The sequence below is a fragment of the Flavobacterium sp. PL002 genome (genome assembly GCF_054165825.1).
Window position 1 is genome coordinate 4014971 of the sequence record NZ_CM135110.1, and the last position, 15848, is coordinate 4030818.

The 15848-nt window shown below is 35.9% G+C and carries 6 protein-coding genes; 4 read left to right on the forward strand and 2 right to left on the reverse strand.

Annotated features, from left to right (window positions below):
- Positions 1–195: 195 nt before the first annotated feature.
- The gene (locus ACVEGE_RS17605; protein ID WP_192501198.1) at positions 196–11673 is read left to right on the forward strand and encodes a DUF7507 domain-containing protein; all 11478 of its coding nucleotides are present in this window, start codon (positions 196–198) and stop codon (positions 11671–11673) included.
- A 222-nt stretch (positions 11674–11895) separates the two neighbouring features.
- Here ACVEGE_RS17605 and ACVEGE_RS17610 read toward each other — a convergent pair whose 3' ends face one another.
- Entirely contained in the window at positions 11896–13074 is a 1179-nt protein-coding gene (locus ACVEGE_RS17610; protein ID WP_458008584.1) for an IS256 family transposase, read from the reverse strand.
- A gap of 207 nt (positions 13075–13281) precedes the next feature.
- On the opposite strand from ACVEGE_RS17610, the gene ACVEGE_RS17615 reads away from it, so the two are divergent.
- The 3 genes from ACVEGE_RS17615 (at position 13282) to ACVEGE_RS17625 (ending at position 15204) form a co-directional block, all read left to right on the forward strand.
- Complete coding sequence (locus ACVEGE_RS17615; protein WP_458008585.1) at positions 13282–13797, forward strand: helix-turn-helix domain-containing protein; 516 nt, start codon at positions 13282–13284, stop codon at positions 13795–13797.
- Between the two features lie 11 nt (positions 13798–13808).
- Positions 13809–14345, forward strand: coding sequence for an IS630 family transposase (locus ACVEGE_RS17620; RefSeq protein WP_458008586.1), 537 nt, complete (start codon positions 13809–13811; stop codon positions 14343–14345).
- Between the two features lie 148 nt (positions 14346–14493).
- Entirely contained in the window at positions 14494–15204 is a 711-nt protein-coding gene (locus tag ACVEGE_RS17625) for a DUF4339 domain-containing protein (protein ID WP_192501953.1), read from the forward strand.
- A gap of 19 nt (positions 15205–15223) precedes the next feature.
- On the opposite strand, the gene ACVEGE_RS17630 is transcribed toward ACVEGE_RS17625, so the two are convergent.
- Entirely contained in the window at positions 15224–15817 is a 594-nt protein-coding gene (locus ACVEGE_RS17630; RefSeq protein ID WP_173852412.1) for a 2OG-Fe(II) oxygenase, read from the reverse strand.
- Positions 15818–15848: the final 31 nt, after the last annotated feature.

The following is a 15848-nucleotide window of genomic DNA, read 5'->3' on the forward strand; positions in this document are numbered from 1 at the left end:
ACAATAAATTAAAGTGGTCTTTTAGTATCTATCAAAATAATAAACTGAATACGTAATTCTTAAAGTCTTGTTAATACAAATCAACCGAAAATACCTACCTTTGAAAGTTAAAAGTTGAAAAAACGACATGTTTGTTGTATTTTAACGAAAAATTATGATTTACAATTTATAAACAATATAATTAATACTCTCTATATGATAAACAAATACTCCTTACTAACCCTATTATTATTTCTCTTTGCGCACACTTCTTACTCACAGTTAAGTGATTTGCATTATTTGCCCCCCTTAAAACAAAGCTCTGATAGTCAAGCTGTTGTACAACAAGCATTTTATTTATCAACACCAGAGACAGCTCCTTTTACGGTGCAAGTTTTTCAAGGTACAGGGACAACTGCTGTGGCCACTTTAACAGTTTCTAATGGAAGCCCTGTAAAATATGATGTTGCAGACGGTGATAATGATATTACACTGGTTTCAAATATGAATACTGGAGTAAAATTAAGTAATAGTGGATTACGATTTGTAGCAGCTGGTGGTCAAAAATTCTATGTGAATTATCGTGGTAGATCAGGTGCTCAAGCCACTTCCTTAACTTCAAAAGGAAGACAAGCTCTTGGTAAAAAATTTAAGTGGGGTGGTATTCCAAACAGGGCTAATAATGCTTCCTTGACCAATACCTTAGGGATAATGGCTACCACTGATGGTACAATAGTAACTATTAGTGGATACGATCCTAATTGTCAATTTAGACAAGGAAATTTTTTAGGTGGTATCTCAGGTACTACTACTTTAACAATTGAGCTTAGTGCTGGACAATCGTACGTTTTAGAAGCATCTCCAAATCAAACAGAAGCCAATAGAGATGGTTGGTTAGGCGCTACGATTAGCGCTACAGAAAATATTGCAATTAGTAACGGAGGATTAAATGTAGGAATCAGAGCAGGCTCAGGCTCACGAGATGCCGCTATTGACCAACCTGTACCTCAAAATATTGTAGGTCGTGATTATGTATTCGTACGTGGTAACGGAACTGACGAAACTGAATTTCCTATAATCATAGGAACTCAAAACGGAACCGATATTTTTGTTAACGGATCAGCTACTCCTATTGCAACGATCAATGATGGTGAGTATTTTGAAATTCCAGGTAGTAATTATTCCTCAGGAAGTATCGGTGCTAATATGACCGTAATTACTTCAAAGGAAGCATATGCCTATCAATGTTTAGCTGGTTCTAATGGTATACAAACCATTGGACTTAATTTTATTGCTCCTGTTAACTGCTTACTTCCTGATAATTTAAGTAACATTCCAGATATTAGAGATGTAGCAAATTTAAATTTTACGGGCGGGATTACTATTCTTGCCACTACTTCTACTCCAAATGCTAATATAACTGTTACTGATGGTTCAGGAGTCGTTGCATTACCAGCACCTACAAATGCTGCGGGATTACCTTGGAAGTCCTTTTTTGTCTCCAACTTAACAGGGAATGTGTCCGTTCAATCAACAGGTCCTATTGCCGTTGGATTTATTGGAGTTAATAATAATGCAGGTATCGCAGGTTATTTTTCAGGTTTTGATACTGTACCTGTTGTTGATTTAGAAATCACAGGGGGAGGCTGTTTACCCGGATCAGATCTAAAAGAGCTATCGGGAAGTTTTGATGCCTACCAATGGTTTAAAGACAATACTATAATTCCAGGTGCAACCTCTAGTTCCTATACTCCCTCATCTCCTGGTGATTTTTTTGTAAGAGTAACCAAAGGAGGATGTACTTATGATTCCTCTATATTATCCGCTTATAATTGTGACCCTGAAATTATTTTGACTAAAACAGTCGATAAAAGTAATGTACTTGAAGGTGACACTGTAATTTTTAAAGTGAGTGTAAAAAGTTTAGGTGTAAATCCTGTAACAAATCTTGTCATAAACGATTTGCTACCGGCAGAACTTTCATTTGTTTCTGCGACAGCTGTACACGGAACTTGGACTGCACCTAATTGGAATATAGGAACAATGACTAGCGGTCAAGTTTTTAACATTTTTATTACTGCTAAAGTTAACGATGTTACTAGCAGTTCGACGGTTATAAATTCTGTTTCTAATTCCGAAGATATACCTGAGGCAGATGTGCAGTTAGATGATGATACTGAACCAATAAAGATCACCAATAGTCAAATAGAAGTTACAAAGACTTCATTAGCAGCGTCAGATGGAAGTTATGATACTGTTGGTGAACTCATCAATTATACTATTACTGTAAAAAACACTGGTGACACTAACTTGACCAATATCATATTAACGGACCCAAAGGCTGATACAGGAAGTATTTCGCCTTCATCAGTAGCTACTTTGCCAATAGGTGCTTCAACAACATTTACTGCAACTCATAAAATTACACAAGCAGATATTGAAGCTGGGAAAGTAATTAATTCGGCTACAGCCAAAGCTACGCTATCAAACGGTTATGTGATTTCAGATGTATCGGATGATCCTACCAATGCAACTAGCACAACTAATGATCCTACGGTAACTCCAATTATTCAGAAAGGAAAATTAGTTTTAGAAAAAATAGCACAACCTGCAGCTGATGGATTATACGATACACCAGGAGACATAATCAATTACGAACTAAGAGTTATCAATACGGGTAATGTTAGTCTAAATAATATTACCGTAACCGATCCAAATGCAGATACAGGAACTATTCTGCCCACTGTTTTGGCTAACTTACCAGCTGGGGAATCTACAGTTTTCTCAGCAAAACGCCTAATTACCCAAGCTGATTTTGATAGTGGTAAAGGTAATATATCCAACGTAGCCACTGTTACGGGTACAGAACCAGTAGGCGGAGCTACAATTACAGACCAATCTGATGATCCAACAACAGCTGCTCAAAATGATGCTACAGTAGTTTCTATACCTGAAGTAGGTAGACTTGAAGTTACTAAAAGAGATGCTGCTCCTGCAGATGGTAGTTTTGATACTGTGGGCGAAATTATTACCTACACTATCTTTGTAAAAAATACAGGAACGGTCACGTTAAAGAATCTAAATATTATTGATTCGAATGCAACAGGGATTATAGTGAGTTCTACTACAGGTGACAACGGTGACCCGAATGACAAATTTGTAGATAAAATCGAACCAGGAGAAACAGCTACATTTATAGCTACTCATGTCATCAAGCAAATTGATTTAGACAATGGAAAAGTGCAAAATACAGCTACGGCTGGAGCGCAAGATCCCGGTTTAGGGAGTGTAACAGATTTATCTGATGATCCAGATAATCCAAACAATGCGATTGACGACCCAACTATTACCTTGACGACTTCAAAACCTGCTTTATCAATAACTAAATCGGTAAGTGATGAATTTAATGTTGCTTCAGGACAAACTCTTACTTATACTTATGTAGTAACAAATAATGGTAATATTACTATTGACAATGTTTCTATAAGTGATGTACATGTTGGTAATGGGACTTTATCACTACCTGCTATTCAAAGTACAACAGGTACTGATACTGATACTTCAGACAACAAAATAGAAATTTTGGCACCTGGTCAAACAGCTATATGGACGGCTACTTATTTGGTAAATCAAACTGATATCACCAACCAACAAAATATTACGAATACTGTAACTGCTACTGGAACTCCTAGAATTGGAACGATAACAAATCCAACAGCTAACAAAATAGTGACGGTACATCCTATAGAAACCATCTGTAGTAATGCTGTGCTAAACCATAATTTAGCTACTGACGGTCCATTTTCAGGAGCTTCATTTACTTGGGTTGCTGTTGCAAATGACGAAATTACGGGAATATCAACTACTGCAAAAACTACTTCCGTAATTAATGACGCACCTACTAATCAATCTACATTTGATCAAATTGTTCAATATAATATTACTGTTAAAAATGCATCTGGAACAACGATAGATACTTATAAATATTTAGTAACTATTCATTCTGAATTAGAAGTTCCAGATGATGAAAGTGTCACTGTTCAATGTCTAGCGCAAGCAACTCAACCTGCCACTCCAGTGGTGAAAGATTACAAAGGAAGCACTATAACTCCTGTAATAACTCAAAATGCAAACCCAACTTGCGAAGGGACAAAAACATACACTTTTAAATATACCGATTGCGGCGGAAATGTATCCACTTATGTTAGAACGTACACTATTGATAGAACAACTCCTCCCGCTACAATTCCAGTAGACGGATCTAGTACTGTTGAATGTTTGACTAATGCTATAACACCTACTCCACCAACGGGAATAAAAGATATTTGTGGAACTGCTATCACTGCTTTTTTGGTATCCACTGTTGACAATCCAACTTCATTAACCTGTGAAGGAACTAGAACTTATAACTACACCTATACGGATTGTTCTGGTTTGGTTTCAAATTGGAAATACGTTTATACCATTGACAAAACTACCAAACCGGTGGTACCAGCAGATGGTGGTTCGACGGTGGAATGTTTGACTAATGCTACAACTCCAACTCCTCCAACTGGTATTACAGATGTTTGTGGAACTACAATTACAGCTTTTTTAGCTTCTACAGTAGATTCGGCAAGTACTTCAACATGTGAAGGTTCTAGAACTTACAATTACACCTATACGGATTGTTCTGGTTTAGTTTCTAATTGGAAATACATATATACTATTGACATGACCATTAATCCAGTGGTTCCTGTAAGTGCTGGTACAACCGTGAATGATATTTCAAAAGCAGTACAACCTATTGCTCCAACAGTGACAGACAACTGCGGTAAAAACATTACCCCTGTAATTACTCAAAATGCTAGTCCGGTCTGTGACGGTACTAAAGTGTATACGTTTACCTATACCGATTGTGCTGGAAATAGTGCAGTGTATACGTATACCTATACCATTGATGTAACGTCTACATTAATTATTTCAAATAAAACAAGGACAGCTTGTAGTAATGTAGCTTTAAATTATGATCTAAAAACGGCTACAACATTAGTCAACCCAACATTTAGCTGGGTAGCAACAGACAATCCAAATGTAACTGGTGAAAAAAATGGCACTGGAACTACTATTTCTGATGCTATTTTAAATATCAGTGGTACATCACAAACTGTTAAATACACAGTTACCCCTTTTAATAATAAGGGATGTCAAGGACCAACATTTGAACTGGTAGTTACAGTAAGACCAGAACCATCTGTAAGCACAAACCCAACTGCAACTAGTTGTAGCGGAATTGCATTAAACCATAACTTAAGTACCGATACTAATTTAGCCGGAACTACTTTTACATGGGCTGCTGCAAACAACCCAAATGTTTCGGGTGAAACGACAACTAATTCGATTAGTACAAGTATTAAAGACAAATTAATTAATACATCAGGGTCTGTTCAAACAGTTATTTACACGATAACTCCTGAATCGGCAGCAGGATGTACAGGGAAACCATACACTTACACCGTAACAGTAAGCCCAGAAGCAGCATTAGTAGTAACAAAAATTACGCTGCCTGCAACTGATGGCCAATACGATACGGTAGGAGAAGTGATTAAATATCAAATTACTGTTGAGAACGCAAATCAAGTTTCGGTAAGTAACTTAACATTAGCAGATCTAAATGCGGATGCCAACAGCATTAGCCCAACTTCATTTGCCAATGTTGCAGCATTTCAAAAAGTAATTTTTACTGCTTCGCATACTATTACACAAAATGATTTGAACGCTGGTCTAGTTACCAATAGTGCAACTGGAACTGCTTTTGACCCTTGCGGAACAATAGTAACAGATCTTTCCGACGATCCAAATACTGCAACTCCAAATGACAATACCGTAACCAATTTGGTTCAAAAACCGGTTTTAGCACTAGAGAAAACATTTAAATTTAATGATGAAAATGGAGATGGTTTGGTTCAAAATAAAGAAACAATCACCTATAACTTTAAAGTGACCAATACTGGAAATGTTACAATAAGTAACATCAGTATTACAGATCCATTAATGACTGTTAACGGAGGCCCAATCAATCTGACTCCTAATGCAGTTGATGCCACTAGTTTTTCTGGTACCTACGTTATTACGCAAGGGACAATCGATTCTGAAAGTTTAACAAATTCGGCTACCGTAAAAGGTACAGATCCAAAAGGAAAATCTGTAACAGACATTTCTGATGACCCATCAAATTTGACAAATACAGATACCAATGGAAATGGAAATCCAGATGACAATACGGTTTTTGCCATCACGGCGAAACCTGAATTAACCGTAGAGAAAACAGGTGTTTTCATAGACGCTAATGGTGATGGTCTTGCGCAAGTGGGCGAAACGATTCAATATAGTTTTGAGGTATCGAATACTGGAAACGTAACAATAACAGGAATCACAATTAATGATCCCTTGTCTCCTGTTCTTGGAGGTCCTATTACTTTAATTCCAGGAAAAACGGATAGCACTACTTTTGCTACTATTTATACGTTAACACAAAGTGATATTAACAAAGGCAATGTGACCAATGCAGCTACAGCGTCTGGTAAATCCCCAAGTGGAAAAACAATTACCGATGACTCTGATGATCCTACAACAGCAACGAACAATGATGCAACTGTAACCAAATTAACGCAAAATGCCTTAATAACATTATTGAAAAGAGCTGTATTTAACGATGAAAACGGGAACGGTTTCCCAGACACTGGAGAGACAATCTCCTATAATTTCACTGTTAAAAACAACGGAAATGTAACGGTATCTGGAATTACAATTACAGATCCTTTGACAACGGTTTCGGGTGGACCAATAACATTGGCCCCAAACAAATCTGACACCACGACTTTTAAAGCGACGTATACAATTAAATTAACAGATATTAATGCAGGAAATGTAACTAATACTGCAACAGCTACTGGAAAAGATCCTGATGGTAAAGTAGTCGCTACATTGTCTGACGACCCGACCAATCCTACCAACGTAGATAGCGATAATGACGGACATCCTGATGACGCTACCTTAACTAAACTAGGAGCTAATGCTAAATTAAGCGTGACCAAAACAGGGGTTTTCAAAGATGAAAACAACGATGGAATAGCACAAGTGGGTGAAACTATTACTTATACTTTTGAAGTAAGTAACATTGGGAACGTAAGTGTAACTGGAATCAAAATTACAGATGCAATAGTCACTGTAAGCGGCGGCCCAATAGCTTTAGATCCAAATCAAAAAAATACTACTACGTTCAATGCTACTTATACATTAACACAAACAGATATTGATGCTGCCAAAGTAACAAATACGGCTATCGCTTCTGGATTAACTCCAAAAGGGATTACGGTTTCGGATACTTCTGATGACCCTAACAATCCAACTAATGTAGATAGTAACGGAAATGGAGAACCAGACGATGCAACCGTTACAACTATTCCCGGAAAAGGAAAAATTAGTTTAATCAAAACAACCCTAGCTCCTACTGATGGCAGTTATGATACCGTTGGTGAGAAAATCAATTATCTTTTAACCATTACCAATACGGGTAACCTAACACTTACCAATATTGTAGTAGCAGATGCTAATGCAGACACAGGAAGCATTTTACCAGCTGTAATTACAACTCTTGCTCCTGGAAATAGTGCAACGGTAAACGCTTCACATTCGATTACTCAAAGCGAAATCGACTTGGGTTCTGTAACTAACAGCGCAACCGTATCAGCTACTGATTCTGCTGGTCAAAACAATAGCGATACTTCTGATGATCCAAACAACCCAACCAACGCAGATGCAAATGGAGACGGTGAACCAGATGATGCTACAATTACTGCGATTTCACAAAAACCAGCTATTTCATTAGAAAAAACATTTACTTTCAATGATGAAAATAAAGATGGTTTCCCACAAGTAAACGAAACAATTACGTATAATTTTACTGTTAAAAATAGCGGAAAAGTAACCTTGAGTAACATTTTAGTAACAGATGCTTTGGTAGCTGTAAATGGTGGACCAATAACATTGGCTCCTGCAGAGGTAGATGCGCATACTTTTTATGCAACCTACAAAATTACACAAGCAAATATTGATTCGGGCGCTATTACCAATTCAGCTTCCGTAAAAAGTACAGACACCAATGGTAATCCTGTAACAGATGTATCGGATGACCCGAACAACCCAACCAATACCGACACGAATGGCGATGGAAATCCAGATGACCCAACGGTAACCACATTGGCTCGCAAGCCAGAATTAACCGTAACCAAAACAGGGACATTTATAGACACAAATAAAGATGGCCTACCTCAGGCGGGGGAAACAGTTAAATATCATTTTGAGATCACCAATACTGGAAATGTAACTATTTCGAATATTACAATCGCAGATGCTTTAGTAGTGGTTACTGGCGCACCTATTACACTGGCTCCAAAAGCAAAAAACACAACCACTTTTCAAGCAACCTATGTATTGACACAAGATGATGTGAATGCTGGTTTTGTAATTAATTCTGCTACAGCAAATGGTCAAGATCCTTTTGGAGGAATTGTCAGTGACACTTCTGATGATCCAACAACTGCTGTTAAAAATGATGACACCAACACAACTTTAGCAAGAAAATCACAATTGTCATTGTTTAAAACAGCAGTTTTTAACGACGAAAATGGAGATGGTTTGCCACAACCTAATGAAACCATCAAATACAATTTTGACATAAGAAATAACGGAAACGTTACAATCTTTGGTATTCAAATTACAGATCCATTGGTAGCTATTACTGGCGGGCCTATTGATTTAGACCCTGCTGACATTGACGTAACTACTTTTACTGCTTTATATACTATTAAACAGTCAGATATTGATTCGGGTTCCATTACCAATACTGCATTGGCAGTGGGTCAAGATAAAGATGGAACTACTGTTACAGATGTAAGCGATTTCTCTGATGATCCTGATAATCCAACAGATGAAGATTTGAATGGTGATGGAGACCCAGATGATCCAACAGTAAGTTCATTGACCGGTAAGGCAGCGTTGAGTATTACCAAAACTGCTACATTCAACGATACAAACAGTAATGGCTTTGCAAACGTAGGCGAAACAATATCCTATGTTTTTGAAGTTAACAATATTGGAAACTTAACATTGACAAACGTTATTGTTACCGATCCAATTGTAACTGTAAATGGAGCAGCCATAAGCTTGGCTCCTGGTCAAAAAAACAAGACTACTTTTACCGCTGTTTATAGCCTTACCCAAGAAGATTTAGACACTGGAAAAGTAACTAACACTGCTGTTGCTTCGGGTGAAGACCCTAATGGAATTGTAGTCAAAGATTTCTCTGATGACCCTAATAACCTTACGAACGCAGACATTAATAATGATGGAAATCCTGATGATGTTACGATAACTAATTTCCCTGTTGAAGGAAAAATTAGTATTATAAAGACAGCATTGGCTGCTGCTGACGGTGCATATGATACGATTGGCGAAAAAATAACCTATACTATCATAGTTACAAATACTGGAAGTACAACCCTTTCGAATATAAAAATAACAGATCTCAATGCTGATCTTGGATCAGTTGTACCAAGTGCAATAACAGTGTTAAATCCCGGAAAATCGGTAACAATTACTGCTTTGCACACCGTTACACAAGCAGACCTAAATTCTGGTTCGGTAAGTAACTCGGCTACGGTAACGAGTAAAGACGCACTAGGAAACACGGTTTCTGACATCTCTGATGATCCAAACAACCCTACAAATGTGGATGCAAATGCTGATGGTGACCCAGACGACGCAACAGTTTCTGCCATGGTGCAAAAACCTCAAATGCAACTGACCAAAGCATCTACACTAGCTCCTGACGGACTTTGGGATACGGTTGGCGAAGTGATTTTGTATAATTTAGAATTGACAAATACAGGAAACGTAACCTTAACTAATATTACAATAACCGACACCAATGCAGATGCAGGAAGTGTTATTCCAGCCAATTTTGTAACACTCCTCCCAGGTCAAAAAGTGACGTTAAAAGCGCAACACACCATTACTCAAATTGATTTGGACAAAGGTGCGGTTACCAATACGGCAGTCGCTACGGCTAAGGATCCAAAAGGCGGAAATGTAACCGATGATTCTGATGATCCAAACAATGATACCAATACAGATACCAATGGCGATGGAGAACCAGATGACGCTACTGTAACCGTAACTCCTCAATTGGCTATTTTAAACGTAACCAAGGTTACTAGTAACGACACTTTCACTCATGTTGGAGATCCTATAAACTACACGATTGTGGTGACTAATATTGGAAATATTAATTTACTGAATGTTAATGTGAGAGACAACAACGGAACTTTCACTAGTCAATCATCAATTAATGTATTGGCTCCTGGGAAATCGTTTACTATTACAGCGCAACATCTTGTAACCGCAGATGATATTCTCTTTGGTTATATTGACAACACCGCAGTAGTTCATGCTTTGATTCCAAACTCAACTGTTACTATTGAAGAAGATTCTGATGATCCAACCAATGCAACCAATGTTGATATTGATAATGATGGTGATTTTGAAGACCCAACCACTAGTTTCTTAGATACTGACAGCGACGGAATTGCAGATATTACTGATATTGACGATGATAATGATGGTATCCTTGACACCGTTGAAGGAACAGTTGATAGCGATGGCGACGGAATACCAAATTACCTAGACATTGACTCTGATAATGACGGAATCCCTGATAATCTTGAAGCGCAAACTACCGCTGGTTACAAAGCACCAAGCAAAATCGACGCCAACAAAAATGGCCTAGATGATACTTATGAAACAGCATCCTCTATTGGTCTTGTTCCTGTAAATACAGATGGAACCGACACTCCTGATTACTTGGATACTGACTCCGACAATGACGGCGTTGCAGATATCATCGAAGCTTTCGATAAAAATAAAGATGGAATTCCAGATATTTTTATCTCGGGTAATGATGCCGATAAAGATGGACTTGACGATAGTTTTGAAGGCGCCAATACCATGGATGGATTTGTAGTTAACAATGAATTCAAAAATGGAAGCAGCGATACAAATAATACTGATGGAGCAGATGAGCCTGATTATCGAGATACAGATGATGATAACGACGGCGTGTTTACCAAATACGAAATAGATCCAAACGGTGATAAAAATGGTCCAGACGACACTGATAAAGATGGAATTCCAGATTACCTAGATACAGATGATGATGGTGACGGTTTATCGACTAGAAAAGAAGGTGCTGATCCTAATGGAGATGGAAATCCAGATGACGCTATTGATGCCAACGCTAATGGATTTCCAGATTATCTTGAAGTTGGGAATTTTAACCCTAATATTCCAGATGATGAAATCGAGGTTTACAACTTTATATCTGCAAATACAGATGGTAAAAACGATGCTCTTGTATTGGGTAGGATTTTTGAATATCCAGAGAACACGGTGCAAATTTACAACCGTTGGGGAGTTTTAGTTTATGAAACCACTGGTTATGGAACACGTAACAACTATTTTAGAGGATACTCTGAAGGTCGTGTAACTATCAGTAAAGACAATAAATTACCTACAGGTACCTACTTCTATGTGATTAAATATAGATCTGGCCAAAATAATAAGCAAAAAGCAGGTTTCTTATATCTGCAACAATAACACAATACTAAAGAGACTATCTAATAAAACGGATAGTCTTTTTTTTTGACTTTTATTTAGTAGCTATTTCCTAGCTTCCATTGCATTCTTATAAAATAGCTTGTTTTTTTCAAAGGCATAAAAGGAGCTTCCTCTGTCGCTCGGTAGTGTATTAAAAAGTGTGTAAAAGTTATTATTATTATTTCAATAGAAAAAGAAGAAGTTTAGTGAAGCGTAGCGGAACTAGACTTCTTCTTTTTCTATTATTCTTTTTAATTCTTCAATCTCTCTAAAAACTGATACGGGATAAACATAGGATTTATATTCTTTTTCTATAGCCACTGATCCCATTAAAAAAAGTACCGATTCTGAGCTTGGCATTGCTCCTCTCATTTTCAATACCCGTTTGTAATCTCGATTTAAACGTTCTATCCAGTTGGTTGAATAAATCATTCTCTGAATCGAAATTGGATAATTTAAATAGGTGAAATATGCTATATTTCGCTGGTTTGAAAATGATTTTAAACTAGGATAACTTTTTTTATACTTTTCTACGAATTTACATAAATTTTCAAATGCTTCTACTACGGTAATGTTTTTTGTTTCTATTGCAAATATTTCAAGAAGTTCCTTACCTATTTCTAAACGTTTTGTTCTAGGAAAAACTGCTAAAATATTACGTTTGAGATGCACTACACATAACTGATGCTGAGCATTAACAAAAGACCTTGCAATGGCATTTTCTATTGACGTTAAGCCGTCTGAGACAACTAGGCCAACACTCTGAACACCCCGTTCTTTTAATGATTCTAATTCTTGTTGCCACAACAAAGCTCCTTCTGTAGGATGATTTACAATACTAAGGACTTCTCTAGAACCATCTTCTTTAATGCCTAATATAGTATAATATCCCTCTTTGCTGACCGATTTTTCTCTTCGAGTATGAACAAAAGTTGCATCTATATAAAACACTAAATAGTGAGAATCTAATTTGCGCTTAAGCCAAATTGAAACTTCCTCGCGACTATCTTTCATTAAATAACTGATCTGCTGCTTACTGTACTCTTTTCCGTAAATTTCTTCGTAAACATCACTAACTTGCTCGGTTGTTAAGCCTCGGCGATATAAACTAAAAATCAACTTGCGATGTTCTTCATCTTCATTGCGAAGCACATTTAAAAGCACTGGATAAAATGTTCCATTTCTTGTTCTAGGTACTTTTAAAACCATTTCTTTACCAAATCCTCGTGCTTTCCTTGTACGATATCCATTTGCAGAATCTCCTGGATGCTCTAGTTGATGTAGATGTCGTTCACTTTTCATAAAAGCATCTAATGTCATTTGCATCAGTAAGTTTGTTCCATTTTCAGAATTTGCTATATTCAACAATAATTCCGAAATTTGAGCGTGTGTAAGGTTCATAGTATGTAAGTTTATTTGTCATAATTTAAAATTACAACTTTTTTACTTTACACACTTTTTTAGTACAGTATCGGTCGCTCTTTTATACTAAGAAAAACATACAAGCTATTTTTATAAGGAATTATACCAAACGAAAATATATTATAGACCAATTTTTATAATTGGTTTTTTAATGTTATATTTGGGCTATATTATAACAGTGGTATTATGGCACATTCAAAAATTTTGATTATCAAGGAAACCGAAATAGAAATTAAAAGTCTACTTAAACAATCTATCCCATTCATTGGACAACGTTTAAGAGTTCTACTGATTTTAAAGCAAAACGAAAAAACAGGGATTTCCAAACGAGAGGTTGCCAAATTAGCTGTGGTCGATCCAAATAGCGTTCATAAATGGAGAACATTATATATTAACGAAGGAATTGAGGGTTTGATGAAACATCAAAAAACAGGCTTCAAACCTTCGGTTTTCTCTGTTACTGAACACAATATGTTGGAAACAAAACTCAATGATTCTCAAAATGGCCTTCAAGGTTATGTTGAGCTTCAAGATTGGATTGAAAAAGAAACAGGGAAAACTTTCAATTACAACACCTTACTTTATTACTGCATTAGAAATTTTAAATCAAGCGTAAAAGTAGCCCGAAAAAGTCACGTTAAAAAAGATGAAAACCAAGGAATCTCTTTTAAAAAGACTTCGGAAGAATCTGCCAAGAAATAGCACTGAATGCTGTGGGGAATTTTGAATCTATAAATCTATTTTTTCAAGACGAATCGCGTTATGGTTTATTTACACGCAATGGCAAATCAGTTACTGCTATTGGTGTGAAACCAATTTGCACTTTCCAACAAGTCTTCAAATCAACTTGGCTTTCTGGAGCATTTTCTCCCATAACAGGAGACCATTTTCAACTAATACTCCCGCATTGTAATGCTGATAATTTTCAAGTTTTTCTAAATAACTTCACAAAAGAAAAACCCAAGGAACTTAAAATAGTCGTGCTGGATAATGGAAGATTTCATAAGTCTAAAAAATTAATCATTCCTGAAAATATTGTTCTTGTTTTTTTACCACCATATAGTCCAGAACTTAATCCCGCTGAAAAAATGTGGGCAAAATATAAACGACAGTTCTCTAATAAATTTTACAAATCATTGGAGGATGTTGAAGATTTTATTACTGATGTGGTAAAAAATACAACTAAAAAAGAGGTAATGAGTATCTGTGGGTATAGCTATGTGTTTTTAGATAAAATTTGGACTATATAATATGTGTGTTTGGTATTACATTGCAGTTAGGGCTAAAAATAGTACAACGTTAAAAAGTTTATACATTAATTAGCAATTTTAAAACCTAATAAAATACTTTTTTTTGTAATATTACGGTACACTATTGCTCTTAAAACATTAGTATACAATGAGAACTTACTATATCAATAACGGAAAAGAAAATGGAGGCCCCTTTACCCTATCCGAATTAAAAAATCAACTCATAGATAAATCCACATTGATCTGGTTTGAAGGAATGGATGAATGGAAATATGCTACAGAAATACCTGAATTACAACCATTAATTATCCCAATTTCACCCACTATAAAAACCGAAACTACTCCTAAAATAACAACTCAAGAAGAAGCTTCAAAAAAAAGATTCAGAATTAAGAAAAGCTATTACTATCTTGGTTTATTATTTTTAGCGATTTTTGGAGCTGTTTTAATTTTGAATACTATTCAAACAAATAAACAAAAAGAATTAGAACTTCTAAATAAAGAAACCCAATTCAGTAACGTAAAAATAGAGATTCAACAAAAAGAATCTAATGAAGACAAAATTCAAAGAGAAATTCAAAAAAGAATTCAATCTCAAAATGATGCTAAAAGAAAAAGAGACTCGATTACCTTAAGAATAGAAGAAGTCAAAACTTTGATAACTCAAAACAAGGCAACTTTAGCAACAATAAATAAGGATCTAGAAAACGCTAAGGAATATAAAATACTCCGTAGTGAAGACAGTAAGGAAGAGCAAATTTATACCATACAAGAAAAAATAAATAACAGTAATAAAACAATTGATAAACTAGACAACGAGTTAAACAGACTCTTTCTGCTACTAGAGACTATTCATTAATACTAATATAAAAGTAGAATTAGTCGCTTTTTAACCAGCCCGTAATACTCATGCGCGTAGCATTTGTAAGCAATACTTCATGTAACAATTCGTCACTTTTAAAGAAAACTGTTTTACCTGCTGTAGGTGCTATTTTTTGATTCTTATCTAATTGATGAATCAATAATTCCCCTCCATCACTTTCTTGCCAATCTGGGTTTAAATAGCTAATTATCGAATATTTTCGGCTTGGGTTGCTTTTAAATTGATCTAAGTGTTGTAAATAAAAATCACCCTTTTCATATAATGCATAATGAAACTCATACCCTGTGATTCCAGCGTAACAGCTTTCATTCAAATAAAGTATAAATGCTTCCATTTGAGCAAAAAACTCATTTTCAAAAGGATCATTGTGTTTTTTATCTAGCCAGTAAATAGAATCACTCCTAATCTCAGCATCGTAAGATATTAAATTAGAATTCCCTATTCCTGCAGCAGTAAGCAAACTTTTTTGCTGTAGATTAAATAAATTTTGTCTTAAATTATTTGATAAATCGGTATTCAAAAAATTTTCAGAGATACCTACTTTATTTTCAATATAGGTGGTAATCAAAGCTTCAAAGCTATTTTCCATTTGGTTTTCATTGATCGCAAGTACGGCCAAC

Bases quoted from the DNA above. Each gene is read 5' to 3' on its own strand.
- ACVEGE_RS17605 (WP_192501198.1), top strand. From the start codon at position 196: ATGATAAACAAATACTCCTTACTAACCCTATTATTATTTCTCTTTGCG.
- ACVEGE_RS17610 (WP_458008584.1), bottom strand. From the start codon at position 13,074: ATGAACCTTACACACGCTCAAATTTCGGAATTATTGTTGAATATAGCA.
- ACVEGE_RS17615 (WP_458008585.1), top strand. From the start codon at position 13,282: ATGGCACATTCAAAAATTTTGATTATCAAGGAAACCGAAATAGAAATT.
- ACVEGE_RS17625 (WP_192501953.1), top strand. From the start codon at position 14,494: ATGAGAACTTACTATATCAATAACGGAAAAGAAAATGGAGGCCCCTTT.
- ACVEGE_RS17630 (WP_173852412.1), bottom strand. From the start codon at position 15,817: ATGGAAAATAGCTTTGAAGCTTTGATTACCACCTATATTGAAAATAAA.